Source organism: Candidimonas nitroreducens (assembly GCF_002209565.1).
Lineage (GTDB): Bacteria > Pseudomonadota > Gammaproteobacteria > Burkholderiales > Burkholderiaceae_B > Candidimonas > Candidimonas nitroreducens.
On record NZ_NJIH01000003.1, the window covers coordinates 221116 to 248069 of the forward strand.

Sequence of the window (26954 nt, forward strand, 5' to 3'; positions counted from 1 at the left end):
CATCCATGAGCCGCAAATCCGCCAACCGCCTGCCAGACAAGACCTATGCCGACGTAGACAGCCGCTGGGCCGCTGTGCTCGCGCGCGACATTGCTGCCGATGGCCATTTCGTATACGCCGTCAAGACTACCGGCGTGTACTGCAGTCCCAGTTCCTCGGCCCGCCTGCCCAGGCGTGAAAACGTAGAGTTCTTCGACACCGCGCAAGCCGCGGAAGCGGCGGGGTATCGTGCCAGCCGGCGCATGGTTGCGGATCGCGGCGCGGCGGCAAAGCGACGCACCGCGGTGGTGGAACAGGCATGTCGGCTCATCGAAACCCTGGATCCACAGCCTGGCTTGCAGGAACTTGCCGCGCAAGCAGGCATCAGCCCGTTCCATTTCCACAGAATCTTCAAAAGCGAGACCGGCCTTACGCCCAAGGATTACGCCAGCGCCTTTCGCGCCGGCAAGCTGCGCCGCGCATTGGGCCGTGCCGGTACGGTTACGCATGCCATTTACGACGCCGGTTTCAATTCCAACAGCCGCTTCTACGAGAACTCCACAGCCATGCTGGGCATGCGGCCGCGCGACTATCGCAGCGGGGGTCGCCATGCCGAGATTCATTTCGCCGTCGGGCAGTGTTCACTGGGTGCGATCCTGGTCGCCCGCAGCCAGCGCGGCATCTGCGCCATATTCCTCGGCGACGATCCCGATAAGCTGGTGCGCGAATTGCAAGATCAGTTTCCCGAAGCACACTTGATCGGCGGCGATCGGGATTTCGAGCGACTGGTCGCGCAGGTTGTGGGCTTCATCGAGGCGCCCGAACAAGGGCTGAACCTGCCGCTGGACATACGCGGCACCGCTTTCCAGGAACGCGTATGGAAAGCCTTGCGTGAAATCCCCCCGGGCGTGGCGGTCAGCTACGCGCTGGTGGCGCAGCGCATCGGCGCGCCACGGGCCGTGCGGGCCGTGGCGCAGGCCTGCGGCGCCAACCGCCTGGCCGTGGCCATACCCTGCCATCGTGTGGTGCGCCGCGACGGCGATCTTTCCGGCTATCGCTGGGGCGTCGAGCGCAAGCGCAAATTGCTGCTGCGCGAAGCTGCCACGGCGGAAGAGGGCTGGAAATGAAGCGCTGGTAGGGGCTGTGGAAAATGATCGAGGCCGCGATAGCATTCCCGCGCCCAGTCGCTGGCGGCTCGCAAGCTGAATGGTTGTGGAGCGACGTGTCTATGTGGCGGCCGCCATTTCCGCCAGTTTGGCGATGGTATTCATATTGCGCGCCGTTCCTGATTCGGCGGCCGGTATCCTGAATTTCGATCGCCCCATACCCGAGCCGTACCATACATAGATTTCCCGCTTGCCGAGCCGGGCCTCTTCGTCCTGGCGGCCGCGGGCATGCTCGAGCGCGTCGGCTGCAGGCGGCGCATCGAGAAAGATTGCTGCGACCTGGCTCGGCGCGGCATCGGGAAAGGGATTGGCTTTCAGCACGTCGGCCATTTCCGATGCCGTGCGAATCGCGACACCCACGGGCTTGCCCGCGTATTCTCGCAGGCGGTTTTCCAGCCGCCTCTTGACTTGCGTTTCGGGCAGCGGGCTTGAAAACACCACATTGCCGCTGGCAATATAGGTGCGAACCTCCGAGAAGCCCTCGGCCATGCACATGGCTTTGAGTTCAGTCATGGGCAGTTTGCCGGTTCCGCCAACGTTTACCGCGCGCAGCAGGGCTATATAGGCTGTCATGAGTGTTTCCCGTGCTGGAGTTGGATAGCGGTCATACGCCGTACCAAGTGTACCGTCCGCGCTTCGCTTTTGCGCCCGAAGATTGACCGGCTCATTGCCAGGATCTATAGTTTTTCGCCGAAACTCTCGTCCCATGGGGTTCGCATGAAACGCTTATGTTGCACGGTGGCCGCCGTTCTTGCTGCGGCTCAATTGCATGCAGCGCCGCTGGATCATGGGGCACTGGTGGTTTTTCCTACACGAGCGGGCGTGACGCAAGGCCTTTACGTCCAGACGCCTTCGGCCAGCCCGCCACTCGTCGTGGTCATATATTGCGGGGGTGGCGGAATCCTGCGCTTGAACAGCGCCGGCCCTACACAGCTGCATGGCAATTTCGTGATCCGCACTGCGCATTATTGGGTCGACAAAGGATATGCCGCCGTGCTGGTCGATGCGCCGTCCGACCGGCAGTACAAGCCCATGGATGACTACTACCGGCTGGGCAAGGATGCCCTGGCGGATCAGAGGTTCGTCATCGAACAGGTGCGCAAGCACTTCCCCCGCTCGAAGATTGTCCTGCTCAGCACCAGCCGCGGCACGGTAACGGTCGGCAACGTGCTTCAGCACGCGCCGGAACTGGCCGATCTATATGTGCTGACTTCACCCTTGTCGATCGCCGCGCGCGGCCCGGGTATTGCCAACCTGGCCGTGCCGCCGGCCATGCAGGGACGCACGCTGCTGGTTTCGAACAAGCATGATGCGTGCGATGTATCGCGGTATGACGGCGGCAAGCGCCTGGCCGAGCGCAATCATCTTGCTTTCATCACCGAAGAGTCCAGCAAGGGCGGCGGCAGCCCGAAGGCCGACTGCGGCGGGCATTCGCCTCATGGTTTCCTGGGCGTCGAGGACAAGACCCTGAATGACATCAACAGCTGGATCAGACAAAAGCTGTAGGGCACGCGCTGCCGCAGGCCGGGGCCCGTAAAGATCGTCGATTCATGCTCGGGATGTGCCACAAGATATCGGGTGCGCCTGCCGGGGACGCTGCGGGAATACGTCGGTGGGCGTCCGCAGATTCAGCCTCATTTTCCAATACAAAAGCTCGAAAAAATTTCCCCCAGCAAATCGTCGCTGGTGAACTGCCCGGTGATGGCGCACAGTTCGTTGTGCGCCAGGCGCAGTTCTTCAGCGAACAGATCCAATGCCTGGTCGTTGTTGCTGGCGTGGCCGGCGGCGAGGTCGATGTGTTGGGCGGCCAGCTGCAGGGCGCGCTGGTGACGCTCGCGGGCGAGCCAGGGGGATTCGGCGCCGGGGTTCCAGCCGGCTATGTCCAGCAGATGTTTGCGCAGGGCGTCCAGGCCGCGGCCGGTCTTGGCTGAAATTCCCAACGTGGACGGGGAATGTATGCTGGCGGGCCCCGGGATGTTGGGTGGAACAGGGTGAGTGGTAGTGGACGAGACAGATGCGCCAGTAGAAGTTTCCGAGGAGGCGGGAACGGTGCTGTTATTGGCGTCGGTGTCGGAACGGGAGCGAACGCCGCCGCCGGTTCGGGCATCGACACTGGCACGGATTCCCGTACTGTCTGCCTGCGCGGCCAGCATCGTGGCCTGCTCGTCGGGCGCCAGCAGATCGATCTTGTTGTAGACGGTCAGCACCGGGGTGTGCGCCGGCAGGCGCCGCACGATGGCGCGGTCGAGTTCGTCGCCGGGGCGGCGGGCGTCCTGCAGATGCAGGATGACGTCGGCTTTTTCGATTTCGGCCCAGCTGCGTGCTATGCCCAGGCTTTCCACGGTGTCTTCGGTGTCGCGCAGGCCGGCGGTGTCGACGATGTGCAGCGGCACGCCGTCGATATGGATCTGCTGCGCGACCTTGTCGCGCGTGGTGCCGGCGATGGGCGTGACGATGGCGACGTCATCGCCGGCCAACGCGTTCAGCAGGCTGGACTTGCCGACGTTGGGCTGGCCCGCGAGCACGACGTGTAGCCCGGTGCGCAGAATCATGCCCTGGCGGGCCAGGGCGATGAGGGCGCGCAGGTCGTCCTGGATGTGCTGCAGGGCGGGGCGCGCCTGGTATTTTTCCAGGAAGTCGATTTCTTCTTCGGGGAAGTCGAGCGTGGCCTCGACCAGCATGCGCAGGCGCACGACTTGGTCTGCCAGTGTGTTGACGCGAGCGGAGAAGGCGCCGCTGAGCGAGGCCATGGCGCTGCGTGCGGCGGCCTCGGAAGAGGCGTCGATCAGGTCGGCGACGGCCTCGGCCTGGGCGAGGTCGAGCCTTTCGTTGAGGAATGCGCGCTGGGTGAATTCGCCGGGTTCGGCGTGGCGCAGGCCGAGATCCGCACCGGCTTCCAGGCAGCGCCGCAACAGGCGCTGCAACACGGCGGGGCCGCCATGGCCCTGCAGTTCCAGCACGTCTTCGCCGGTGTAAGAGTTGGGCCCCTTGAAGTACAGGGCGATGCCGGCGTCTATGGGCTGGCCCGCGGCGTCGTTGAACGGCAGATAGTGGGCGTGGCGCGGCGCCAGTGTGGTGCCGCCGAACAGTCTGTCGATCAGCAGTGCGAGCTCGCGGCCCGAGACGCGCACTACGCCTATGCCGCCACGGCCCGGGGCGGTGGCGATGGCGGCGATGGGGTCGCTGGCGAAGGTTGTCATGGCGTGTGGTGGATGAGTATCTGGCGTGGCCACGCGGTAGCCTGCGATCAAGCCCTGCTGTGGCCGGAATCGGTGCCGCGCCCCCGATCCGCATCCATGAAATTATGTCTGCGCACACATGGCGGCGTTGCAGCTTGGCGCGAAAGCTGGCGGCTGTTGCTGCGTCTTGGGTCTCGGCTTGCGCACCAATCCGTCAATTTTATAGTGGGCGCGAAGTCGGGGCCACGACGCCGGTGGACACTGGCGGACTAGCGGAATTGTAAATGGATGCGCCGGTCTTGCTCTTGGCAAACCGATCCGGCTTGGACGATGGGCCGTGCTCGGCTATTCTGGCGGCATTGCACCGCGGCGGGCGGGATGCTGCCGATCTGCCGGCACTATACGGAACCATCATGTACTTCGACACCAGACTCTGGGCCATGACGCGCGGGACGCGGCTGCGCATTGCGCTATGTGCCTTGCTGGGCCTGCTCGGCCTGGCCGCGGGCATCGCCCGCTTCGCCTTGCTGGGGCGGTTCCTGGCGCTGTTGTTCGCCGGTGCGCCGGTGGCGGCGTTGTGGCCGCCATTGGCGGGCACGGCGGCGGTCATCGTATTGCGCGGCCTGTTCGAACATTGGCTGAACACACAGGCCAATGCCAACGCGGCGCGCATCCAGGAGCGCCTGCGCGCGCGGCTGTACGACAAGATCGTGGAGCTGGGGCCGGCGTGGTTCGGCGGACAGCGCACCGGCGGGGTGATGCTGGCCGTCATCGACGGGGTCGAGCAGCTGCAGGTGTTTTTCGGGCGCTACCTGCCGCAATTGTTCGTGGCGGCCTGCGCACCGGTGATGATCTTCGCCTTCATCGCCTGGTGGGACTGGCCGGTGGCTCTGGTGCTGCTGGTGGCGGCACTCATTACCCTGATAATGCCGTTGGCCTCGCATCGCGCCAACCGTGTGGCGGCGCAGGGGCGGCAGCAGGCTTTCAAGGAATTCGGCGAGGAATTCCTGGATGCGGTGCAGGGCCTGCCCACGCTCAAGGCCTTCGGGCAGAGCCGCGCCTGGGGCGAACGCCTGGCACGGCGCGCGCGGGCGCTTTCGGACAACACGTTCAAGGTGCTGGGACGCGAGGTCTCGGCGCGCTTCCTGACCGATCTGGGCATTACGCTGGGCGCGGCCGCCGCGCTGGCTCTGGGTGCTTGGCGCGTGTCGCACGGGCAGATGACGCTGGCGGCCTTGCTGGTGGTGCTGATGGCCGGCACGGAAATATTCCGCCCCTTGCGCGACCTGCGTTCGGTGCTGCACAGCGGCATGGCCGGCCAGTCTGCCGCGGCCAGTGTGCACGAACTGCTCGACGCCGTAAGCACCGCGCCGCGCGCTGCCGCGGGGGCGGGCGGTTTGCGTGCCGGGCCCGACGGCCTGGCGCTGGCGCTGCGCAATGTGACGTTCGGGTATCCAGGGGCGCAAGCCGCCACGCACCGTGGGCTGAGTTTTTCGGTGGCGGCGGGCGAACGGGTCGGCATCGTCGGCCCCAGCGGCGCGGGCAAGTCGTCGCTGGTGCAATTGCTGCTGCGGCTGTACGACCCGCAAGAGGGCACCGTCGAGATCGACGGCACGGATCTGCGCCGGCTCGATCCGCAGGCGGTGCGCGCGCTGATTTCGGTGGTGGCGCAGGACAGCATGTTGTTCCACGGCACGGTCGAGGAAAACCTGATGCTGGCGCGCCCAGGTGCAACGCGCCAGCAAATGGAGGCGGCGGCCCTTGCGGCCAATGCGCACGACTTCATCATGCAACTGCCGCAAGGCTATGCCACGGTGCTGGGCGAGCGTGGCGCCCAGCTTTCGGGCGGCCAGCGCCAGCGCCTGGCGATTGCCCGTGCGCTGCTGCGCGATGCGCCCATACTGATCCTGGACGAGGCGTTGTCTTCGGTGGACGCCGCCAACGAGGCCGAGATCCAGCAGGCCCTGGATCGCCTCAGCCGCGGCCGTACCACGCTGGTGCTGGCGCACCGTTTGTCTAGCGTCGTCAATGCGGATCGCATTCTGGTGCTGGACGGCGGTCAAGTGGTTGAAACGGGAACGCATGCCAGCCTGATGAGGGAGGACACGCTGTATCGGCGCCTGATGGGGGCGCAGGATGGCGAGCTGTCGGTGGGCGAACGCGACGCTATTGCGGCGCAAGGCGCGCGCCCGCATGAAGGCAAGCGTGCCGCCGCGGATGTGGATGCGGGCGAGCGGTCGTCCGTGGTGCCGCCATTGGACGAAGATGCGCAGCGGGCCAAGCCGGGCAAGCTCGTGCATACGCTGTTGGAGATCATACGGCCCTGGCGCCGCAGCTTCGCCGTAACCGTGGTCAGCGGCATCGGCCGCGTGGTGGCGTTTATTGGCGTCTCGGCGCTTAGCGCGTTGATCATTGCGCATCTGAAGGACGGCACACCATACAATGCACTGCTGGCGGGCTTGTTCGTCGCGGCGCTGGCCGCCGCCACCTTGCATTGGATCGAATCGTGGCTGGCGCATTCCATCGCCTATCAGCTGCTGGCCGAGATGCGCATTGCGCTGTACGACAAGCTCGAAGCCCTGGCGCCGGCGTATCTGCTGCGGCGCCGTTCGGGCGATTTGGTCGGCCTGGCCACGCAGGACGTGGAAACGGTGGAATACTTTTTCGCCCACACGGTTGCGCCGGCTTTCGTGGCAGTGCTGGTGCCGCTGGTGGTGTTGATCATTCTTGGCATTAGCGCCTGGCCCTTGGTGTTCGCGCTGCTGCCGTTCCTGGCGTGGGCGGCGGCCACGCCGGTGCGCAGCCGCGCGCGCGTCGACGCCATGGGCACGCGCGCCCGCAAGGGGCTGGGTCTGCTCAGCGCCCATCTTTCCGAGACCATCCAGGGCCTGCCCGATCTGCTGTCGTTCTCGGCCACGGGCCGGCGCCGCGATGCCTTCCTGGCTTTGCTGCGCCGCTATCAGGCCACGCGGCTGGCCTTGCTGGCCGACCTATCGCGCCAAAGCGCCTTGCTGGAAATCGCCACTGGCCTGGGAGGCCTGTCCGTCGCCGCGGTGGGAGCATGGTGGGTGATGCAGGGCCATCTTGCGGCCGCGACGCTGCCGCTGTTGATTTTGCTGTCGGTCGCAGCCTTCCTGCCGGTGTCCGAAATCGCGCAGGTGAGCCGCCAGCTGGCCGATACGCTGGCGTCCACGCGGCGCCTGCGCGCCGTGCACGACGAGCCCGTGGCGGTTACCGATGGCACGCAGGCGCCGCCCTTGCGCGCGGGTGGCCTGCCAGTGGATTTCGACCACGTGTCGTTCACCTATCCCGGCCGCCACGCGGCGGCGCTGGACGGGGTCAGCCTGAGCCTGCCGGCGGGCGCCACCCTGGCGCTGGTGGGCCCCTCGGGGGCTGGCAAGAGCACAATCGCCAGCCTGCTGCTGCGCTTCTGGGATCCGGTGCAAGGCGTCTTGCGCATCGACGGCGTGGATCTGCGCGATCTGACGCTTGAGGCGCTGTATGCCCGTATCGCACTGGTGGCGCAGGACACCTGGCTGCTCAACGGTACGCTGGAAGACAATATCCGCCTGGCGCGGCCCGACGCGGATCTTGCCGATGTGCAGCGCGCGGCCGAACAGGCGGCGCTGGGGGGCTTCGTGGCGACGCGCCCCGAGGGGCTGGCCACCCGCGTCGGAGAGCGTGGCGTGGCCTTGTCGGGCGGCCAGCGCCAGCGCATCGCCATTGCCCGGGCGTTCCTGCGCGATGCACCGATACTGGTGCTGGACGAGGCAACCTCGCATCTGGATGCGGTCAGCGAGGCGCAAGTCCACGAGGCCCTGGCAGTCCTGATGCGCAACCGCACCACCTTGATCATCGCGCATCGCTTGTCCACGGTGCGGCAGGCCGACGCCATTGCCGTCGTCGACCGCGGCCGCATCGTCGAGCATGGTACGCACGAGCAATTGCTGGTGCGCGGCGGTGTCTATGCGCAGCTGGTCAGCCGCCAACTGGCGGCGGCGCGCCAGGCGGCATAGCTGCGCGCCTGTCTGTACGGCCTGCGGCTTCTGGCGCCGGCACAAGAGCATGCCGCGCGGATAAGGCCGGTTCATAAGGCCTATGCCGGCGCTGCGTAGCCATTGCGTTGCGCGGGCCGGTCGCGGTCGTGGCCATGGCCGTGGTTCAAATAAGCATTATTAGAAATCGCTAATGTGTTCGGCCCCGCCGTAACGCAATAATTTGCGCTGCCCATCGAAGGCCGCTGCGTGCGCTGCGCGAGCCGAGGCTGTTCGCGAAGAACTGTCGCATGTCCGCGTTTGTTTCGCGGCGCGATGCCGTGTCGACGCGCACAGGCCCGCGGCTTGCTCCATTGTGCGCGCGACTCGGGTGCTTTCCCGCAGCGGGAGGGCAGTGACGGCGAATTCAAAATTTTCAATAACGGACGGAGACTATATGGGTATCAGGAAGCCAGTATTGGCCGGCTGCATCGTGGCCGCGGCACTGTGTGCGAGTGGCGCGGCCTGCGCCGCTTCCAGTGTCGAGCTGTACGGCCAGGTCGATGCGTGGATGGGTGCGCAGAAGAGCCCCGGTGGGTACGATCGTTCATGGACGCAGGGCGGCGGCGGCATGTCGACCTCGTACTGGGGCCTGAAGGGTTCCGAGGATCTCTCCGGCGGCTGGCATACGGTGTTTGCCCTGGAGGATTTCTATAGGCCGCAGACCGGCTCGATGGGCCGCTATGACGGCGACGCTATGTTTTCCCGCAATGCCTATGTGGGGCTGCAAAGCGATACCCTGGGCAAGGTGACGCTCGGCCGGCTGACGACGCCTTATTTCGTGTCCACGATACTGTTCAATCCCTTCGTCGATTCATACACTTTCTCGCCCATGGTGTTCCACACCTATATGGGCATGTCGGGCCAGGGCATAGTGGGCGATTCGGGCTGGAACCACGCCGTCATGTATTCGACGCCGTCCGTCCACGGGCTGACGGCCAATGTGATCTACGGCTTCGGCAATGACGAGAATCATTCGGGGCAGAACAAGTGGGGTGCCAATGCGTTGTATTTCCATGGCCCGTTTTCGGCAACCCTGGCCTACCAGCGGGTGGATTTCGACAGTACCCCCGGCGACCTCGACAACCTGGCGCCCGGCTTTCGCCGCCAGCAGGCCGCGCAGGCCGGTGCGGCCTACGACTTCGGCTGGGCCAAGCTGTACGCCCAATACCAGTACATCAGGAATGTCATCAGCGGCGGCGACGTGACGATGAACGGTGGACAGGCAGGCGTGTCGGTACCGTTGGGCGGCGGCTCGGTGATGGCGTCTTATGCCTATACGGCCAGCGGCGGTGCGAGCGACGTCAAGCGCAATACCTGGGCACTGGGCTACGACTACGCCTTGTCGAAGCGCACCGATGTCTACGCAGCCTACTTCTTGGACAAGATCACCGGCTTGTCGCACGGCGACACCTTCGGCGTGGGGATCCGCAGCAAGTTCTAGGCGGCTTGTGGCCGCAGGGCGCAAGGCCGCGCGCACGAACCGGGGCGCGCGGCCCTGGCGTGCATCGACGGTTTGTATCGGTGATGAGACTGCATAAGTCCGCCCGCTGGGCGCTCCGCGGCGAGCCGAGGAGCGCCCCATGCGGTGGCTAGGCGAGCGGAGATGAGCTACAGCCCCAGCGCTGCCTTGACGCCGGCGCCATAGGCCGGGTCGGCCTTGGTGCAGTGCTCTATGTGGCGCAGTTGTATCTCGCGCGTGACCCCGCCTATGGCCCTGGCGGTGTTCTCGAACAAGGCCTGCTTCTGGGCATCGCTCATCAGCCGGAACAGGGCGCCGGGCTGCGAGTAGTAGTCTTCGTCCACCCTGTGGTTCCAGTGGTCGGCGGCGCCTTCCAGCGACAGGGGCGGTTCGCGGAACTCGGGCTGCTCCTGCCATTCGCCCTGGGCATTGGGCTCATTGCCGGTGATGCCGCCGTAGTTGCCGTCCACGCGCATGGCGCCGTCGCGGTGGAAGCTGTGGAACGGACACTTGGGCGCATTGACCGGAATCTGGTGGTGGTTGACGCCCAGGCGGTAGCGCTGCGCATCGCCGTAAGAAAACAGCCGCGCCTGCAGCATGCGGTCGGGCGAGAAACCTATGCCCGGCACCACATTGGCCGGGTTGAACGCGGCCTGCTCGATCTCGGCGAAAAAGTTGTCGGGGTTGCGGTTCAGCTCCAGTACGCCGACCTCGATCAGGGGGTAGTCCTTGTGCGGCCACACCTTGGTCAGGTCGAAGGGGTTGAGGTGGTACGTGCCGGCCTCTTTTTCGGGCATGATCTGCACGTACAGTGTCCAGCGCGGGAAGTCTTGGTTCTCGATGCTTTCGAACAAATCGCGCTGCGAACTTTCGCGGTCGTGCCCGACGAGTTCGGCGGCCTGCGCGTCGGTCAGGTTCTGTATGCCCTGTTGCGTCTTGAACGTGAACTTCACCCAGTAGCGTTCGTTGCGGTCATTGATGAAGCTGAAGGTATGGCTGCCGAAGGCGTGCATGTGGCGGAAGCCGCGCGGAATGCCGCGGTCGCTCATGACGATGGTGACCTGGTGCAGGGCCTCGGGCAGGCCGGTCCAGAATTCCCAGTTGTTCTGGGCGCTGCGCATGCCGGTGCGCGGATCGCGCTTGACGGCGTGGTTCAGGTCGGGAAATTTCAGCGGATCGCGGAAGAAGAACACCGGCGTGTTGTTGCCGACCAGATCCCAATTGCCTTCTTCGGTATAGAACTTCATGGCCACGCCGCGAATGTCGCGCTCGGCATCGGCCGCGCCGCGTTCACCGGCAACTGTGGAGAAGCGCATCAACACGGGGGTTTCCTTGCCGACGGCCGAGAAGATCTTGGCGCGCGTGTATTGCGTGATGTCGTGGGTGACTTTGAATGTGCCGAAGGCGCCCGCGCCCTTGGCATGCATGCGCCGTTCGGGGATGACCTCGCGGTCGAAGTGAGCGAGTTTTTCGATCAGCCACACGTCCTGCAGCAGCGCGGGGCCGCGCGGGCCGGCTGTGAGGATGTTCTGGTTGTCGGCAACGGGGGCGCCCGCTGCGGTGGTGAGCTTTTTCACTGGTGACCTCCTGTTGTGGAAGCGGGTGGAATCGGCGCCCTGGGTTTTCTGCGGATTCCCGCTAAAGGGCGCCGGCGGGGAACCGGAAGGCTGTATGCCGGGCTTGTGCTTAGGTTAGCCGGCAGGGGTTTAAAAACAAAGGCAATTAATTCTAATAATCCAATAGTCAACAACTATTCTCGTGCTGGGGAATGCGTGCATATTCAATTTCCAGTCGTGGGATCGCAGTCTTTCTGGATGCTTATCCCCGGCCTACGAACGGCATCTTGGTGGCCATGACGGTCATGAACTGCACATTGGCCTCGAGCGGAGGATCGGCCAGCGGATGCACGATGCTAGTCTCATTGAGGACGAAAGAACCTCTTTCCATTGTCCGGATTGCAGAGTTCGCTAACAAGCGAAAACACTCGACGTGCGATCGGACTGGCTTCTTCGGCGTTTACCGCAACAATAACTTGTAATTCCGGAGTTCCGTTGATGCGGACGAATTCAAGCTGGGGTAGCTTCAGGATGGCGGCAGAGCTCGGAACAAATGCGATTCCCATTCCTGCACTCACCAATCCCATAACCATCAGGAATCCGTCTGCTTCTTGCACGCGATCCAGCGCTACATTTTCTCGCGCCAGCCAGCGCATAAGAGTGACATGAACACCTAGCTCTCCTCCGTAATCGGGGAACATAATGAGTCTTTCGTTCAGGAGGTCGCGCAGTTCCACGCATTCCATAGTGGCAAGTCGATGGCCCGCAGGGACGGCGAGCGCAAATTCGTCCCGGTGGATTATGGTCTGTTTCAGATCACGGCCGGCCATTGGAGAACGAAAAAAACCAATATCGATCTCGCCTTCAAGCAGGGCCCGCCGCTGGTTGTAGACCGAAACGGGTTTGATGATCAGATTGACATCGGGGAAATGCTCCGCAATTTTCGCGATCAGAAAAGGGGTGCCGACGAACGCCAGGGATGATATGTGTCCGATGGTCAATGACCCCGAAATTCCTTGAGAGGCGTGCAAAGTGGCTCGTAGTGCTCTTTCGGCGTCCGCTAGAAGGGGGCGCGCATGGTGCAGCAATTCTTTGCCAGCTTCGGTTAGTTCGACCGCTCTTGATCCCCTCCTGAACAGCGTTACTCCGAGGTTGTTCTCCAGTGTCCTGATTTGCATGCTTAGCGCGGGCTGAGCGATATGCAGAACGTCCGCGGCCCGGCCGAAGTGCAGCTCTTCAGCCAGGGCAACGAAATAGCGAATGCTCTTCAATCCAAGGTGCCATAAGGAAGGCTGATGAGCCATGAAAAATTTCCTATTGGACTGTCCAATCTCTTAATCCTAGCATTTGTCGGCCAAGGTGCATCTCGCCTTGCAGCGATATCTTTTGCTGCTTTTTTGCTTTGAGGTCTTTATGCCAGTGAATATTATCGGAATGATCGGGGCGGCGCCTCCTCCGGCGCGCGCTGTTCACGTTATCGGCGGCGGGGTCGATCCTAGTTTCCTGGTCAAGAACGCCCGCGCGCACGAACAAGCCGGCTACGACGAAGTTCTCGTTGGGTATACTTCGGCGTCGCCCGATAACTGGGGATTGACGGCCTGGGCTGCTGCACACACCGAGAAGCTTCGCTTCCTCGTTGCTCATCGGCCAGGACGTATCGTACCGGCGCTGATGGCGCGAAAGGTGGCTACCCTAGATCAGTTGTCGGCCGGGAGGATTTCGCTTCACATCATCATTGGCGCATCCGACGGCGACATGGCCGCTGAAGGGGATTTTAGCGATAAGCCCGCCCGATATCACAGGGGTGCAGAGTTCCTAAATATTATGCGAAGCATCTGGACTGCTGACGGGCCGGTCGATTTTGAGGGGGACTTCTACCGCGTACGTGGCGCACAGTCGAATGTGTCGCCTTTCCAGAAGCCGTACCCACCGATTTATTTCGGCGGATCGTCCAACGGCGCCTTGGAAATGGGGGCGCAGCACTGTGATGTGTTTGCCATGTTCGGGGAGCCATTGAAAGAAACTGGCGAGCGGGTTCTGAGCTACCGGAAACGGTGCGCCGCACACGGCCGCACCGCGCGATTTAATATTTCTTTCCGCCCGATCATCGGTGAAACGGAAGAGCAAGCATGGGACAAGGCGCATCAATATCTGAGCGAGTTCAGCGCAGCGTCGCAGGATCCTCACTTTGTGACGAACAAAGCGAAGAAAGATGTGCCGATTAGCAAATCGAGCCAGCGGATCGTGCAGCTTGCGAACAAGGGCAATGTATATGATGAACGCCTCTGGATGCCGCTGGCCGCGGCCACAGGCGGAATTGGAAATACGACTTGTCTCGTCGGCACGGCCGAGCAAGTTACCCGCGCGTTGATGAAATATTACGCTCTAGGTGTCACTTCTTTCTTGCTCCGTGGGTTTGAGCTGGAGCAGGATCTCGAGATTTATTCTCGTGGGCTCTTTCCGCTCCTACGAGCCGCGGCTTTGGAGCACGACAAAACCAAGGGGCTCGCGGCATGAGGGACGCTGAGGCTGAAGTTTGTTCGACGCTCGTAGATGGCCTTTCCGATTGGGACTCCAAGGAGCTCCGCCGATGCCTGGGGCAATACGCCACCGGCATCACAGTGATGACGGGAAACGTGGGAGGCAGGCTCATCGGTGTCACCGCCAATTCGTTCGCATCTGTTTCGTTAACACCACCGTTGATTCTGTGGTCCGTGGATCGCGCCTCCCGCAGTTACGATGCGTTTGCCAATTCGGAAAACTTTTGTGTCAACGTCCTTAGCCAAGAACAGAGCGCCGTTTCCCAATTATTCGCGAGCAAGGTTGACGACAAGTTCGCCAGTTGCCGGTTTGTTATGGCCGCGAATGGATGCCCTGCTTTCGAAGATGCCCTGGCGATACTGGAATGCAAGGTTGATCGGACATACGAGGCTGGTGATCATCTATTGATGGTTGGTCTGGTGACTCGTATCAGAGTCAGGGAAGGCAAACCGCTACTTTTCGCCCAAGGTCGGTACGGTATCTTTGATGATTTCCCTCTCGTGACGGGTGCGAGTCGATCTGCGGCGATCGGTAGCGATGTGGCATATGAGAATACGATTACCGCCCTGCTTCTGCATGCATATCATCGCACAACTCAGAAATTCGCTGCGCAACGCGCCGCCTTTGGCCTGGACGTTGCTCGCGGTAGAGTGTTGGGATATCTCTACGTGCACGGCGAAGCGTCGATCACAGCGGTATCGAAGCACATGTATCTTGGCGCGAGAGAGTGTGAAGAAGCCGTTCGTCAGCTGATCGATTCGGGCGCCGTGACGAAAGTGAGCCACGATAAATATGCTTTGACCTCTTCGGGACGAGATCTGAGAGAAACAATGGGAAGAGAGTTTCTCGAGTTCGATAGAGCAGTGTCGGTTGCGCTAACGAGCGATGAGGCTGACATACTTCGAAGCGGTTTGCGCAAATTAATAGAAACAACCCACTAGCATTGGCGGTGCAAAGGCATGGTTGTGCCTGGGCGAGTTTTTGTCGGAACCGCTTTGGGTGTCGGCGCGACATGAATATAAAGGAGACGAAGCATGAGCTTTAATGAGAATAGGATTGGGAGAAGAGCCTTCCTGGTTTTGAGTGCTGGCGCGCTGCTCTGCAAGCAGGCATTCGCGCGTAGCGATTTTCCGAATAAGCCGGTAAAGGTAGTTGTTCCTTATTTGCCTGGTGGTAATTCCGATGTTTTGGGACGGATGCTGGCCCGGGGTTTATCGGCCCTATATGGGCAGCAGTTTTTTGTCGAGAATAAGTCGGGCAGTAACTCGATTATTGGAACGAATTACGTTGCGAAGTCTCCCGCTGATGGCTATACCTTGCTGTTTGCGATAAGTGCGCTTGCAAACAACGAGACTCTTTACAAGCGTCTCCCATACAAGCGTAGCGAGTTAACGGCGGTTGCTGGGGTGGCAAGAACGCCTTTGGTTCTGGCAACCGGCCATCCGGTTGAAAGCCTGCAAAAGTTCATAGAATTTCTCCATGGGCGCTCCATGGTTTCGTATGCCACGAGTGGTGTAGGATCTGCCGCGCACCTTTTGTCGGAACGGTTCGTCCAAGCGATGAACCTGCAATCTGCCACACATGTTGCATATAAAGGAAGTGCCGCGATCATTGCAGATCTGGTACCGGGAAGAGTCGATTTCACCTTCGATTCCGTCACGCTCATGGGCGGGTTGATCAAGCAAGGAAAATTGCACGCCCTTGCCGTGACGAGCGAAGAACGGCTACCCGCCTTGCCCACTGTTCCGACTCTGAAGGAGTTGGGGTTTCCCTCGCTTACGTTTTATGTATGGGGAGGTGTTTTTGCGCCCGCCGCTACCCCTCCAGCGGTGGTGGACAGCCTTTCGGCCGCTGTTCAGGAAGTGTTGGGCAAACCGGAAGTGCGTGCCAAGCTGAGAGAGCTGAATATTGAGCCTTTCCTCATAAAGTCGGCCGAGTTCAATAGATTTATTGACCGGGATATTCAGGAAAGTGGTGATCTGATCCGGCGGATGAAAGTCGTGCTGGATCAATAGCGTCGATTCCTCCATTTCTTGAGCGAGAAATTCACATGGTATCTCTGGTTTGCGGTATCGAGACGGAAAGCCCTTCAATTGAAAATTGTCTGGAAGCAACTTCGGCCATTTTCGCTCATGTGAAAAGCACAAGCCCTGCACACCGGGCGGACATCCTTGATGCGATCGCTGACAAGTTGAAGGCCTCCGTCAAAGAGACAGCGGCTACTCTGGTGGCCGAGGCTGACTACCTGTCGCGATCGGACATGGAGTTCGAATGCGAACGCGCAGCAGAGTTGTTCAAGCTTGCTTCCGCTCAAGTCCGCATTGGAATGACGGAAACTTTGCAAGTTGATGTCGTCGAACGCGGTCAAGGGGCGATCGGGTATGTCAAGCGGGAACCGATCGGAGCAATCCTTGGCATAACCGCGTTCAACGCTCCTTTGCTGATTCCCGCTCACAAGATGGCTCCCGCAATTGGCATCGGTGCTCCAATTGTCATAAAGCCGTCCCCACGTGTGCCCCGCGCCGCGGTTGAGCTGGTGAAACTGGCCCTTGAGGTCGGCTGGCCCGCGGAGGCGATTTCGGTTCTCAACGTTTCGGATAGCGAGACACAGGCCTTGATCAAGGACGAGCGGCTGCCTGTAGTCAGCTTCACGGGCGGTCGATTCGGCTGGGTAATCAAGGAGATGATTCCCCGCAAGCACGTTCATCTTGAATTGGGCGGGGTTGGCGCCGTAATCATAATGGGCGATGCGAACATACGCCTTGCGGCCAAGGAGTGTGCCGCTGGGGCGTTCGTACGCTCGGGGCAATCCTGCATTTCGGTTCAGAGAATTCTTGTAGAACAGGGCAGGTACGGTGAATTCGTCGATCTCTTCGGCTTGCAAGTCAAGGCATTGGCGGCTGAGGGCGATGTCCCGCTGGGAACGATGGTTGATGAGGGGTCTGCTGCTCGAGTTGAGGCCCTGGTTCAGGAAGCCGTTGATAACGGAGCGCAGGTGGTGTGTGGTGGCGCGAGGTCGGGCGCGCGTATAGAGCCGACTGTCGTGCGTGATGCCAAACCTACGATGAAGGTCATGCGGGCCGAAGCGTTCGGCCCAGTAGTCGCGATCATGCCGTTTGCGAACATTGAGGACGCCGTCGCCGAGGTAAACGCGGTTGGAGGCGCCATCCAGCACGGTCTCTATACGGCGAACATCGATCTGGCGTTGGCTGTGGCGGATCGGATTCACGCTGGCGGGGTGATCATCAACGGGCCGAGCACCTGGCGGCTTGACCACATGCCTTATGGAGGTGTCGGGGATTCTGGATACGGGCGTGAAGGCGTCCGCTATGCAATGCTCGAGTTCACTAGGCCCAAGGCTGTTGTCATTCGCCCGACGGGTATCGCGAGCCGGATGTAGCCCCGCTCCCTTCGCTAGGAGTTCGGGCGCCGCAGTTCTGCTACTGATGTTGGGGCGGGTGGAGTTCCGTACTGTGGCCGGCCTTTGCAACCTGTCCCGGAACCTCATGTCCGACGATTCTTGGCATTTTACGCGCGGCGGCCATCAGCTGAGACAGATTGATCCCCGTGTCATATCCCATGGCTTGCAGCATATGGATGGCATCCTCGCTGCAGATGTTGCCGGTGGCCCCTGGAGCGTAGGGGCATCCGCCCAGCCCGCCGAGCGAACCGTCGAACCGGTCGATGCCGGCCTGCACGGCGGCAAGCACGTTGGCGAGACCCATTCCGCGCGTGTTATGGAAGTGCAGCGTGAGCTGTAGGTCACTGAAGCGGGCTATAAGTGCTTCCGCCATCCTGGCCACTTGGATGGGGTGCGCCATGCCGGTCGTGTCGCAGATGGTCAGGCCGCGCACGCCGAGACTGGCGTAGCGGTCGGCCCAGCGCAGCACTTCGTCCAGGGGGATTTCGCCTTCCATTGGGCAGCCGAAGGAGGTCGAAAGCGATATGTTCACTGGCACATGGCCGGCAGCTAGGGCAATTACGTCTCGGAGGTCGGCAAGGCTTTTCTCCCGCGACATTCGGAGGTTTGCCAGATTATGGGTTTCAGAGACCGACATCACCAGGTTCAACTCGTCGGCCCGCGATTTGAGCGCGCGTTCCGCTCCACGGACGTTCGGCACGAGCACACTGTATTCCACGTCGGAGCTGCGGCGAATGCGCCTCATTACCTCCTCGGCATCTCGCAGCATCGGGATGGCCCGGGCAGAGGTGAAGGAGGTTGCCTCTATCTTGGAGAAACCGCATTGGCCGAGTTCGTCGATCAAGGCGATCTTCTCGTCCGTGGGGATGAACGTGGGTTCGCTCTGGAATCCGTCCCGGGTAACGACTTCGTTGAAGTGGATGCGCTTCATGCGGCTGTTCCTGCAATGATGCCCCGGTTCTTCAATGCTTGGATCTGTTCCGGGCTCAGGCCGATCTCATGCAAGACGGCGTCGGAGTCTTGGCCCAAGTGGGGTGCGTTGCGACGCCAGCGGCCTGGCGTGCGGGACAGCTTCGGCACGATTCCCGGGACGGCGAGCTTGGTACCATCTTCCATTTCGACCTGCTGCAGCATCCCGCGGGCACGGTAGTGGGGGTCGACGGCGATATCGGCTACGGTGTAGATCCGCCCAGCTGGGACGGACGCACCTTCCAGCAGTTCCAGTGCCTCTCGAGCGCTCCTGTCTGCGATCCAGGCGCCGATCGCTTCGTCCAGCTCTGCCACTCGCGACACGCGTCCCGCGTTGTCAGCAAGACCGGGATCATTGCCCAGGTCGCCGCGGCCAATGACGTTCATGAGCCGACGGAAGATACTATCGCCGTTGCCCGCGATAACTACGAAACCGCCGTCGTTGCAGCGATAAGCGTTGCTTGGGGCGATCCCCGGGAGAGCACTGCCTGCAGGGTCGCGCACTTTGCCGAAGGCGCTGTATTCCGGCACTAGGCTTTCCATGCAATTGAATACTGCTTCGTACAGCGCCACGTCAATGATCTGGCCCCTGCCGCTGAAATGCCGTTCGTGCAACGCCAGCAAAATGCCGATTACGCCATGCAGCGCGGCGAGCGTATCGCCGATGCTGATGCCCACGCGAACGGGTACGCGGCCCAGTTCACCAGTCAGGTGCCGCAAGCCTCCCATGGCTTCAGCCACCACGCCGAAGCCGGGCCGCCTCTGGTAAGGGCCCGTCTGGCCGTAGCCGCTGATACGTAGCACAATGAGCTGCGGGTTCAGTAGTTGCAGAGCTTCTGGGGCGAGTCCCCAGCCTTCGAGCGTACCGGGACGGAAATTCTCGATCAGCACGTCTGCTTCGCTCGCCAGTTTGCGGATGATCTTTTGGCCATCGTTCTCTCGAAGGTCGAGAGCTACTGAGCGCTTATTGCGCGACTGAACCTGCCACCAGACGGAAGTGCCATCCTTCAACATGCGCCATTTGCGCAATGGGTCGCCGGCTCCGGGGGGCTCGATCTTGATTACGTCGGCGCCGAAGTCAGCGAGTGTTTTCGCGGCAAACGGGCCGGCGATGAGTTGTCCTAGCTCGAGAACCTTCAGTCCCGCGAGCGCAGCCGGGGAGGGTTGTATAGCGGTTTCCATGCGCCACAGTATCCGATACCCGCCTCCCCGCGTCCATTCGAACCTCGGTCAGGCTGTCTTCGCATTTCGCGAAGGTGCACATAGGAAATTCCTTAACGCTACAACGGCCGTATCAGGCCCGGGGCGGATGGCCACCTTCAGCTGTCGTTGTGCCCAGCCGTCAGCCAGAGGGCGCCAAGTCAGCCTCAATGCGCGTGCGAGCGGCACGGCAGTGCCCTTGGGGAGGGCTGCGATGCCAAGTCTTGACGCCACCAGATTCCCGACGGCATCGAAGCTGCGTACTTGCATGCGCAGCTTGAACGTGCGTCCAGCGGCAAGCGCGGCCTGTTGCTGCTTTTGCAGCATGGCTGCGCCAGCGTTCAGGCTGATCCATTGCTCGTCTAGCGTGTCGGCGAAGCTGATCGGCGTACGTCCCGCGAGCCGATGCCCGGCCGGCAGTACCAGTACCAGTTCGTCTTTCCGGAAATCGCGCACCTCCAGACCATAAATATCAGGGCCTTCGACAAAGACACCGATATCCGCTCGTCCGTCCCGCAGTGACGCGACGACGAGTTCGGAGAGTTGCTCTTCCACTTCCACCTGTATTTGGGGGCATGTTTCGGCGTGGCGTGCCAGCAACGGTGACAGAAACTGGTTGATCGCCGCAGTGCTTGAACATAGCAGGATATGTCGTGCGATACCTTGGCGGAGGTCGGCGATTTCAGATGCCAGGCTCTCCATCTCTTGCAGCATGTTGAGGCTGTGTTGCAAGAACACGCGCCCCACGGCCGTGGGCGCGAGCCCGCGCGAATGCCGTTCGAACAGCGCATCACCCAGCGCGTTTTCCAAATCGCGGATGCGTCGGCTGGCGGCCGGCAGCGACAGATTGCGGTCGCGTGCGGCGGAAGTCAGGCTGCCAGTCTGGGCACAAGCCACTGCCAAGTGGATAGACACGAAGTCGAACCGGGCGAGGTTGAATCCGGAGGGAGGCACGCGGGTTCCTCGTCTTGCGCAGAATATGCAGGGGATTTTCCAAGTATGCCCGATCGGCCTTTGCTCGTCGACTGGAAATTGTCCGGTGACTCTGCCTTTTTTTGGCAGCAGCGTGTATGGGTCGAGCTGTGCTGCCCGGCCTACGCGGGCCGGGCTGGCCGAATCGCATAGCTTGCGGGTGCCATGCAGGCCGGGCCGCACTGGTGCTGCGGTCGATCGTCCTTATCCCCGGCCTACGAACGGCATCTTGGTGGCCATGACGGTCATGAACTGCACATTGGCCTCGAGCGGCAGGCCGGCCATGTAGAGCACGGCGTCGGCCACGTGCTGTACGTTCATGGTGGGCTCGGCGTGTACCGTGCCGTCGGCCTGCAGCACGCCCTTGCTGATGCCCTCGGTGAGTTCGGTCGAAGCATTGCCGATGTCGATCTGGCCGCAGGCGATGTCGTACTTGCGGCCGTCCAGCGAGGTGGCCTTGGTCAGGCCGGTGATGGCGTGCTTGGTGGCCGTGTACGAAACGGCTTGCGGCCGCGGACAGTGGGCCGAGATCGAGCCGTTGTTGATGATGCGCCCGCCGCGCGGCTGCTGCGCCTTCATGATGCGAAAGGCTTCCTGGGTACAGAGGAAGGCGCCGGTCAGATTGATGTCCACGGCCTGCCGCCATTGTTCCAGCGGCAGGTCTTCCAAAGAACATGAGGCGTTGAAAATGCCGGCGTTGTTGAACAGCAGGTCGAGCCGCCCGAAGCCCGCGCGGATCCGGGCGAACAGCGCCTGTACCGACGCCGGGTCGCTGATGTCGGCGCTGATGGCCAGCGCTCGCGCGCCCTGCTCTGCACCTTGCGCGGCCACCGCCTGCAAAGGCTCGAGGCGGCGCCCCGCCAGCACGACCGCATAGCCATGGCGCATCAATGCCAATGCGATGGCCTTGCCTATGCCCGAGCCGGCGCCGGTGACCAATGCGACTTTGGCGGCGGAATTCATGCGGTGTCTCCTGGTGATGGCGGCCTTGCTGCCAGCATAGCCCAGGCGGATGCGGCGTGACAATAATCGCGGCTGCCGCAAACAAAAACGCCCGGCGCGCGGCCGGGCGTATCGTCTCGTTGCTTGTGCCGTCAGCGGTGCGCTGCCGCGGTCTCTTTCTCGAGTTTCTTCATGATGTAGCGCTGCTGCGCGATCGACACGGCGTTGTTCACGCAGTAGTACAGCGCCAGGCCGGCCGGGAAGAAGAACATCATCCCGCCGAACACCAGGGGCATGATCAGCATCAGCTTGGCCTGCATCGGGTCGGGCGGCGCGGGGTTGAGCTTGATCTGCAGGAACATGGTGGCGGTCATGAGAGCCGGCAGGATGAACCAGGGATCGCGCACCGACAGGTCGTGGATCCAGAGGATCCAGGGCGCGCCGCGCATTTCCACGCTGCCCAGCAGCACCCAGTACAGCGAGATGAAGACCGGCACCTGGATGATCATGGGCAGGCAGCCGCCCAATGGGTTGATCTTCTCGGTGCGGTACATCTCCATCATGGCCTGGTTCATCTTGGCCTTGTCGTCGCCGAATTTTTCCTTCAGCAGCTTGAGCCGCGGCGCCACCTGTTTCATCTTTGCCATCGAGCGGTAGCTGGCGGCGGACAGCGGGTAGAACACGGCCTTGATCAGCAGCGTCAGGGCGACGATGGTCCAGCCCCAGTTGCCCAGCAGGGCGTGGATCCAGGTCATGAGCTTGAACAGCGGCTTGGCGATGACGGTCAGCCAGCCGTAGTCCACCACCAGTTCCAGCCCCGGGGCGAGCGCGCTCATGGCCTTCTGGTCTTGCGGGCCGACCCAGAGATTGGCCTTGACCGTCTGGTGCTGGCCGGGCTGGATCACCCCTACGGGCTCGATCGTGCGGATGGCGTACAGGTTGTCGGACAGGCGCAGCATCTGGTTCTGGCGCACCACGCCTTGGGGAGGCACCCAAGCGCTGGCGAAGTAATGCTGCACCACGGCGATCCAGCCGTTGTTGGCCTGCTTGATGTAGTGGGCCTTGCCCTTTTCGATGTCGGAGAAAGTGGCCTTCTGGAACTTGTCTTCGTTGGAATAGAGCGCGGTGCCGGTGAAGGAATGGGTGTAGCCCGTGGCATCGCCGGTGGGCTCGTTGCCGTCACGCGTCAATTGCAGGTACAGCGACGGGCTGATGGGCGATGCGCCCAGGTTGTAGATGTCGTTGCTGACGGCGATGTCGTAGCTGCCGCGGCGCAAGGTGTAGGTCTTGACCACCTTGACGTCGGCGCTTTCGGCCTCGAACACCACCTTGAGGCTGTCGCCGCTCAGGCTGCGTTCGGACGAAACCACCTTGAAGGGCGTGAGGTGCGTGGGGTAGCTGCTGCCCTCGGGAGCGCCGACCACGCCGGTCTGAGCCACGTAGGTGGCGTTCGGGCCGGAGTCGTCCAGCAGCACCATGGGTTGCTTGGGATGGTCGGGCGCGTCGTACTTCAGCAGCTCGGCCCGCACCAGCTGGGCGCCCTGGGTGTCGAACGTCAGCTTGTAGACGTCGGTGGTGACCGTGATTTTCTCGGACTTGGAGGCCGCCGGCTGGGCGCTGCCCGGCACGTGCGTCTGCGGTTTGGCCGCGGCCGTCGCCGCCGCGGACGGCACATCGGCGCTGCTGGTTCCGGGTGCCGCCGCGGCCTTGGGTGCGTTGGCCGTGTGCGTGGCGGTCGGCGTGGCGCCGAACAGCGAGGGCTTGCCGTTGTGAACCTGCCAGTTGTTCCACAGGAGCAACAGCGAGAAAGAGAAGATCATCCAGAGGACGGTGCGTCGGATATCCATAGCGCCTGTATTCGAATCTAAGCCGGGCAAAAAAGCCCATCAGTTTAACGTAGCCCGGCCCAAGTCGCGCCCGAGCGGGGAAACTACAAGAAAAACTCCGGATGCCGCCGGCCCGCATGCCGGCTATCCATCTTTATGCCGGGGTTCCGGTACCGGATCGTAGCCACCGGGACACCACGGATGGCAGCGGCCGATGCGCCGTGCCGCCAGCCATGACCCGCGCAATGCCCCATGCTTTTCGATGGCTTCGATGGCATAGGCCGAGCAGGTCGGGGTAAAACGGCAGCTTCTGCCCAGCCACGGGCTGAGGAAGTACCGGTAGAACCGGATCGGGGCGATGAGCAGCATTTTCAGCATCGCATGGCTCGATCCAACAGATTTTCCACTTCGTCGCGCACCCGCCGTTTCAGGCCGCTGAGGGTAAGGTCGGCGTCGATGCGGGAATGCAGGCGGAACACCAGGTCGCGCGGCGGCAGGGCGTGGCGGCGGTGGCGGAATGCGTCGCGCACCACGCGCTTGATGGCGTTGCGCGTGACGGCGCGTACGGCATAGCGCTTGGCCACGATCAGCCCCAGTCGGGCCCCCGACGCTTGCTCGGCAGCGGCGCTTGCTCGCGGCGTTGTTACAACGAACAACGCCCCTCGGGCGATACGCCTGCCTTGCAGGGCGGAGGCGTATTCGGAGGGGCGGTGCAAGCGCGCCGAAGGAGGAAACGTGGCACGCATCAGCCTATGTGCCTGCGGGCCCGGTGTGCCGGCGCTTAATACGGGTTTGCGATCAAAACGGCGAGCGCGTCGAGGGAACAAGACGCATAGCCGTGGAACAACGCAGATAGTACGGCAAGGTGCAGCGGCGCCGTTATCTCTTTGATCGCGGATCCGTATTAAACGGCCAGGCGCTTGCGGCCCTTGGCGCGGCGTGCGTTGATCACGGCACGGCCGCCGCGGGTCTTCATGCGGACGCGGAAACCGTGGGTGCGCTTGCGGCGGGTGACGGAAGGTTGGTAAGTGCGTTTCATGGATAGTCCAGATAAAAAAGCAGCCGCGTAGCCTCTGGGCCATTGCCGCGGCAGGCGTTTGGGCGTGTGTCGCCCTGTTCGGAGTAACTTTGGGTCGGGCCGCCAAGGTGCAGGCGGTGCTGCCGTATCGGACGGCGCGGCCGTAAAACCACCAGCCCGTCAACCGTAATCCTGTACTTCGGGCAAGCCTTAGACCGACCCTAGGCCAACAAAATCGGCCCGGCGAGCCTGGCCTGGAAATACCGCGGGCCGAAATTCGGCCACGCGAAAGGTATTTCGATGAATGCCAAGCTTGGGCGCCAAGCCCGGGCGCATTCAGCGCGCCTGTGCCGGGCACCCAGTGCCAGAATTCTTAAAGGCAGCCCGTTATTTCAGCAAATTATGGCCAATTAGTCAACTTTGTCAGTACTGAGCCCCTGATCTGCAAGATATTGGCGGTGCGTTCACACCCTGCTGCCGCAGCGCCCGCGCACCGCCGCCTTGCTGTGGGCAGACCCCTAGTTCAGCGTAAAGATCGTCGATCCGGTCGTTTTGCGCGTGGCCAGCGCGGTTTGCGCGGCTCCGGCGTCTTCCAGCTTGAAGCGTTGGCCGATGATGGGGGTGATTTTCTTTTCGAGAATCAGGCCGAAAAGTTCGTCGCTGGCCTGCGTGAGTTTTTCGTAGGTGGGTACGTAGGCGCCCAGCACCGGCCGCGTAACGTACAGGGATCCCTTGGCGGCCAGTATGCCCAGGTTGACGCCCTGCACGGGGCCCGAGGCGTTGCCGAAGCTGACCATCAGGCCGCGCGGCTGCAGGCAGTCGAGCGACGTCAGCCAGGTGTCTTTGCCCACGCTGTCGTAGACGACCGGTACTTTCATGCCGCCGGTCAGCTCGCTGACGCGGTCGGCCACGTTTTCCCGGGTGTAGTCTATGACTTCCCAGGCGCCGTGCGATTTGGCCAGGGCTGCTTTTTCGGGGCTGGACGTCGTGCCGATCAGCTTGACACCGAGCGCCCGGGCCCACTGGCAGGCGATCAGGCCGACGCCGCCGGCCGCGGCGTGGAACAGTATGGTTTCGCCGCCCTGCAGGCGGTATGTCTGGCGCAGCAGGTATTGCGCCGTAAGGCCCTTGAGCATGATGGCGGCGGCCTCTTCGAAGCCGATGCCGTCGGGAATCTTGACGACCTGGTGGGCGGGTACGTTGCGGATTTCCGCGTAGGCCCCGATGGGGCTCTGGCCGTACGCGACGCGGTCGCCGACCTTCAAGTGCCGCACCTCGGCGCCCACCGCGCTGACCACGCCCGAACCCTCGAATCCGAGACCATGGGGCAGAGGGCGCGGATACAGGCCGGTGCGGCAATATATATCGGTGAAATTCAGGCCGATTGCCTTCTGTTCAATGGTGACCTCGTTTTTTTGCGGCGCGGGCACCGCCACGGTGACGAGCTTGAGGACTTCCGGCCCGCCATTCTCTTCGATACGTATGGCCCTGGTTTGCGTTTCCATCTTGAAAAGGTCTCCTTGCTTGAGATTCGTCGGCAGCCTTGCCGGGTTGGCACGGCCGTCGCGCCGGCTGGGGCGCCGCGACGGCCGTGTTCGCCGGGCCTTATTGCGTCTGGATGTGCCGGTCTTTGATCAGCTTGCTCCAGCGCTGGCGTTCTTTGTTGACGAACGCCCCCAGGTCGGCGCCGAACAAGTGGCCCGCCTCGGCCCCTTGCTTGGCGAAGAGCTCTTCGAGCTTGGGCGACTTGAGCGCGGTTTTGGAGGCGGCGATCAGTTTGTCGATGACGGGCTGGGGCGTGCCCTTGGGCGCCCAGAGGCCGAACCAGGCGATGACGTCGAAGCCCGGCACGCCGGACTCGGCGACGGTGGGCAGGTCGGGCAGGGCGGGCGAGCGCTTGGCCGAGGTCACCGCCAGGCCGCGCAGCCGTTCGCCGCTTTTGATCTGGGCCAGCGAACTGGGCAGATTGTCGAACAGCACGTCTACGTGGCCGCCGGTGACTGCGGGCATGGATTCGGCGCCGCCCTTGAACGGGACGTGCAGCATGTGTATGCCCGCCTCTTGTTCAAAATAGACGCCGGTAAGGTGCACCGACGAACCGACCCCCGGCGAGGCGAACGAGAGCCGATCGCTCTTGCCCTTGGCATCGCGGGCCTTGGCCGTTGCGATCAGGTCGCCCAGTGTCTTGATTTTCGACTTCGCCGACACGGCGATGACATTGGGGGTGGTGATGACCAGGGCGATGGGTACGAAGGCCGTGGACGGGTTGTACGGCATGTTCTTGTATATGAACTGATTGATGCTCTGGGTGCCGATCGTTCCAAGCCCGAGGGTGTAGCCGTCGGGCTTGGCATGCGCCACCAGGCCCATGCCTATCATGCCGCCCGCGCCGGCGCGGTTTTCTATGATGATGGGCTCCTTGAGTTCGCCTTCCATGACGTGGGCGACCGCCCGGGCCGCGATATCGGTGGTGCCGCCGGGCGGGTAAGGCACGATCAGGGTAATCGGCTTGTCCGGGTAGGTGGCGGCTTGCGCGCCGGTAGCGCTGGCCAGGGCGAGCAGCGCCGCGCAGGCGAGGGGCTTGAGCATCTTCAGGGAAAGACCAGATTGCGGCATTGATTGTCTCCTGTGTTGTATACAGATTTGTGGCTCGGCCCGGGCCGGTCGTCGCCCGAGATCTGGGGGGAGA

At 62.5% G+C, this 26954-nt stretch carries 23 protein-coding genes; 8 read left to right on the top strand and 15 right to left on the bottom strand.

Translation table 11 applies throughout. The features are described 5' to 3' along the window. The first annotated feature begins 5 nt into the window (after nt 1-5). The gene (ada, locus tag CEY11_RS04755; RefSeq protein WP_088602216.1) at nt 6-1106 is read left to right on the top strand and encodes a bifunctional DNA-binding transcriptional regulator/O6-methylguanine-DNA methyltransferase Ada; all 1101 of its coding nucleotides are present in this window, start codon (nt 6-8) and stop codon (nt 1104-1106) included. A gap of 99 nt (nt 1107-1205) precedes the next feature. On the opposite strand, the gene CEY11_RS04760 is transcribed toward ada, so the two are convergent. Next, nucleotides 1206-1718, bottom strand: a complete 513-nt coding sequence (locus CEY11_RS04760; RefSeq protein WP_088602217.1) for a DUF1697 domain-containing protein — start codon at nt 1716-1718, stop codon at nt 1206-1208. Nucleotides 1719-1862: 144 nt separating this feature from the next. On the opposite strand from CEY11_RS04760, the gene CEY11_RS04765 reads away from it, so the two are divergent. Further along, a complete protein-coding gene (locus CEY11_RS04765; RefSeq protein WP_143322679.1) occupies nt 1863-2651 on the top strand; it encodes an alpha/beta fold hydrolase in 789 nt (262 codons plus the stop codon). Between the two features lie 128 nt (nt 2652-2779). On the opposite strand, the gene mnmE is transcribed toward CEY11_RS04765, so the two are convergent. Then, nucleotides 2780-4345 (bottom strand): tRNA uridine-5-carboxymethylaminomethyl(34) synthesis GTPase MnmE, encoded by a 1566-nt coding sequence (gene mnmE / locus CEY11_RS04770; RefSeq protein WP_088602219.1) that lies wholly within the window; start codon nt 4343-4345, stop codon nt 2780-2782. A 392-nt stretch (nt 4346-4737) separates the two neighbouring features. Between mnmE and CEY11_RS04775 the strand changes: the two genes are divergently transcribed. Both CEY11_RS04775 and CEY11_RS04780 read left to right on the top strand, forming a co-directional pair. Next, complete coding sequence (locus CEY11_RS04775) at nt 4738-8340, top strand: ABC transporter ATP-binding protein/permease (protein WP_088602220.1); 3603 nt, start codon at nt 4738-4740, stop codon at nt 8338-8340. Nucleotides 8341-8755: 415 nt separating this feature from the next. Further along, nucleotides 8756-9802, top strand: coding sequence for a porin (locus tag CEY11_RS04780; RefSeq protein ID WP_088602221.1), 1047 nt, complete (start codon nt 8756-8758; stop codon nt 9800-9802). Between the two features lie 167 nt (nt 9803-9969). Here the strand turns inward: CEY11_RS04780 and CEY11_RS04785 are convergent, their stop codons facing one another. The 3 genes from CEY11_RS04785 to CEY11_RS04790 all read right to left on the bottom strand — a co-directional run bounded on the left by CEY11_RS04785 (nt 9970) and on the right by CEY11_RS04790 (nt 12680). Next, a complete protein-coding gene (locus CEY11_RS04785; protein WP_088602222.1) occupies nt 9970-11397 on the bottom strand; it encodes a catalase in 1428 nt (475 codons plus the stop codon). 241 nt (nt 11398-11638) lie between these two features. After that, a complete protein-coding gene (locus CEY11_RS26040; protein ID WP_408608106.1) occupies nt 11639-11767 on the bottom strand; it encodes a hypothetical protein in 129 nt (42 codons plus the stop codon). Beyond that, entirely contained in the window at nt 11739-12680 is a 942-nt protein-coding gene (locus CEY11_RS04790; protein WP_088602223.1) for a LysR family transcriptional regulator, read from the bottom strand. The genes CEY11_RS26040 and CEY11_RS04790 overlap by 29 nt, the downstream gene beginning before the upstream one ends. Nucleotides 12681-12723: 43 nt before the next feature. On the opposite strand from CEY11_RS04790, the gene CEY11_RS04795 reads away from it, so the two are divergent. From CEY11_RS04795 to CEY11_RS04810, 4 genes are all read left to right on the top strand, one after another. Beyond that, nucleotides 12724-13893 carry an LLM class flavin-dependent oxidoreductase gene (locus CEY11_RS04795; RefSeq protein WP_088602224.1) on the top strand — a complete coding sequence of 390 codons (1170 nt, stop codon included), beginning with the start codon at nt 12724-12726 and terminating at the stop codon, nt 13891-13893. Further along, nucleotides 13890-14858, top strand: coding sequence for a flavin reductase (locus CEY11_RS04800; RefSeq protein WP_088602225.1), 969 nt, complete (start codon nt 13890-13892; stop codon nt 14856-14858). The genes CEY11_RS04795 and CEY11_RS04800 overlap by 4 nt, the downstream gene beginning before the upstream one ends. A 93-nt stretch (nt 14859-14951) precedes the next feature. Further along, nucleotides 14952-15932 carry a Bug family tripartite tricarboxylate transporter substrate binding protein gene (locus CEY11_RS04805; protein WP_088602226.1) on the top strand — a complete coding sequence of 327 codons (981 nt, stop codon included), beginning with the start codon at nt 14952-14954 and terminating at the stop codon, nt 15930-15932. A gap of 35 nt (nt 15933-15967) precedes the next feature. After that, nucleotides 15968-17317 carry an aldehyde dehydrogenase family protein gene (locus tag CEY11_RS04810; protein WP_088602227.1) on the top strand — a complete coding sequence of 450 codons (1350 nt, stop codon included), beginning with the start codon at nt 15968-15970 and terminating at the stop codon, nt 17315-17317. Between the two features lie 40 nt (nt 17318-17357). On the opposite strand, the gene CEY11_RS04815 is transcribed toward CEY11_RS04810, so the two are convergent. From CEY11_RS04815 to CEY11_RS04860, 10 genes are all read right to left on the bottom strand, one after another. After that, the gene (locus CEY11_RS04815; RefSeq protein WP_143322680.1) at nt 17358-18269 is read right to left on the bottom strand and encodes a hydroxymethylglutaryl-CoA lyase; all 912 of its coding nucleotides are present in this window, start codon (nt 18267-18269) and stop codon (nt 17358-17360) included. Further along, entirely contained in the window at nt 18266-19489 is a 1224-nt protein-coding gene (locus CEY11_RS04820) for a CaiB/BaiF CoA transferase family protein (protein ID WP_088602228.1), read from the bottom strand. Before CEY11_RS04820 ends, CEY11_RS04815 begins: the two co-directional genes overlap by 4 nt. A 48-nt stretch (nt 19490-19537) precedes the next feature. Continuing rightward, nucleotides 19538-20461, bottom strand: coding sequence for a LysR family transcriptional regulator (locus CEY11_RS04825; protein WP_088602229.1), 924 nt, complete (start codon nt 20459-20461; stop codon nt 19538-19540). Between the two features lie 222 nt (nt 20462-20683). Further along, nucleotides 20684-21442 carry an SDR family oxidoreductase gene (locus CEY11_RS04830; RefSeq protein WP_088602230.1) on the bottom strand — a complete coding sequence of 253 codons (759 nt, stop codon included), beginning with the start codon at nt 21440-21442 and terminating at the stop codon, nt 20684-20686. A 131-nt stretch (nt 21443-21573) separates the two neighbouring features. Beyond that, nucleotides 21574-23268: a membrane protein insertase YidC gene (gene yidC, locus CEY11_RS04835; protein WP_088602231.1), complete on the bottom strand. Its 1695-nt coding sequence runs from the start codon at nt 23266-23268 to the stop codon at nt 21574-21576. 123 nt (nt 23269-23391) lie between these two features. Next, the gene (gene yidD, locus CEY11_RS04840) at nt 23392-23625 is read right to left on the bottom strand and encodes a membrane protein insertion efficiency factor YidD (RefSeq protein ID WP_088602232.1); all 234 of its coding nucleotides are present in this window, start codon (nt 23623-23625) and stop codon (nt 23392-23394) included. Next, complete coding sequence (gene rnpA / locus CEY11_RS04845; RefSeq protein WP_088602726.1) at nt 23619-23996, bottom strand: ribonuclease P protein component; 378 nt, start codon at nt 23994-23996, stop codon at nt 23619-23621. The genes yidD and rnpA overlap by 7 nt, the downstream gene beginning before the upstream one ends. A 155-nt stretch (nt 23997-24151) precedes the next feature. Continuing rightward, entirely contained in the window at nt 24152-24286 is a 135-nt protein-coding gene (rpmH, locus tag CEY11_RS04850) for a 50S ribosomal protein L34 (protein ID WP_006578231.1), read from the bottom strand. 497 nt (nt 24287-24783) lie between these two features. Continuing rightward, nucleotides 24784-25770, bottom strand: coding sequence for a quinone oxidoreductase family protein (locus tag CEY11_RS04855; protein ID WP_088602233.1), 987 nt, complete (start codon nt 25768-25770; stop codon nt 24784-24786). A gap of 100 nt (nt 25771-25870) precedes the next feature. After that, a complete protein-coding gene (locus CEY11_RS04860) occupies nt 25871-26881 on the bottom strand; it encodes a Bug family tripartite tricarboxylate transporter substrate binding protein (protein ID WP_088602234.1) in 1011 nt (336 codons plus the stop codon). Between the last annotated feature and the right edge of the window lie 73 nt (nt 26882-26954).

Bases quoted from the DNA above. Each gene is read 5' to 3' on its own strand.
- ada (WP_088602216.1), top strand. From the start codon at position 6: ATGAGCCGCAAATCCGCCAACCGCCTGCCAGACAAGACCTATGCCGAC.
- CEY11_RS04760 (WP_088602217.1), bottom strand. From the start codon at position 1,718: ATGACAGCCTATATAGCCCTGCTGCGCGCGGTAAACGTTGGCGGAACC.
- CEY11_RS04765 (WP_143322679.1), top strand. From the start codon at position 1,863: ATGAAACGCTTATGTTGCACGGTGGCCGCCGTTCTTGCTGCGGCTCAA.
- mnmE (WP_088602219.1), bottom strand. From the start codon at position 4,345: ATGACAACCTTCGCCAGCGACCCCATCGCCGCCATCGCCACCGCCCCG.
- CEY11_RS04775 (WP_088602220.1), top strand. From the start codon at position 4,738: ATGTACTTCGACACCAGACTCTGGGCCATGACGCGCGGGACGCGGCTG.
- CEY11_RS04780 (WP_088602221.1), top strand. From the start codon at position 8,756: ATGGGTATCAGGAAGCCAGTATTGGCCGGCTGCATCGTGGCCGCGGCA.
- CEY11_RS26040 (WP_408608106.1), bottom strand. From the start codon at position 11,767: ATGGAAAGAGGTTCTTTCGTCCTCAATGAGACTAGCATCGTGCATCCG.
- CEY11_RS04790 (WP_088602223.1), bottom strand. From the start codon at position 12,680: ATGGCTCATCAGCCTTCCTTATGGCACCTTGGATTGAAGAGCATTCGC.
- CEY11_RS04800 (WP_088602225.1), top strand. From the start codon at position 13,890: ATGAGGGACGCTGAGGCTGAAGTTTGTTCGACGCTCGTAGATGGCCTT.
- CEY11_RS04805 (WP_088602226.1), top strand. From the start codon at position 14,952: ATGAGCTTTAATGAGAATAGGATTGGGAGAAGAGCCTTCCTGGTTTTG.
- CEY11_RS04810 (WP_088602227.1), top strand. From the start codon at position 15,968: ATGGTATCTCTGGTTTGCGGTATCGAGACGGAAAGCCCTTCAATTGAA.
- CEY11_RS04815 (WP_143322680.1), bottom strand. From the start codon at position 18,269: ATGAAGCGCATCCACTTCAACGAAGTCGTTACCCGGGACGGATTCCAG.
- CEY11_RS04820 (WP_088602228.1), bottom strand. From the start codon at position 19,489: ATGGAAACCGCTATACAACCCTCCCCGGCTGCGCTCGCGGGACTGAAG.
- CEY11_RS04830 (WP_088602230.1), bottom strand. From the start codon at position 21,442: ATGAATTCCGCCGCCAAAGTCGCATTGGTCACCGGCGCCGGCTCGGGC.
- yidC (WP_088602231.1), bottom strand. From the start codon at position 23,268: ATGGATATCCGACGCACCGTCCTCTGGATGATCTTCTCTTTCTCGCTG.
- yidD (WP_088602232.1), bottom strand. From the start codon at position 23,625: ATGCTGAAAATGCTGCTCATCGCCCCGATCCGGTTCTACCGGTACTTC.
- rpmH (WP_006578231.1), bottom strand. From the start codon at position 24,286: ATGAAACGCACTTACCAACCTTCCGTCACCCGCCGCAAGCGCACCCAC.
- CEY11_RS04855 (WP_088602233.1), bottom strand. From the start codon at position 25,770: ATGGAAACGCAAACCAGGGCCATACGTATCGAAGAGAATGGCGGGCCG.
- CEY11_RS04860 (WP_088602234.1), bottom strand. From the start codon at position 26,881: ATGCCGCAATCTGGTCTTTCCCTGAAGATGCTCAAGCCCCTCGCCTGC.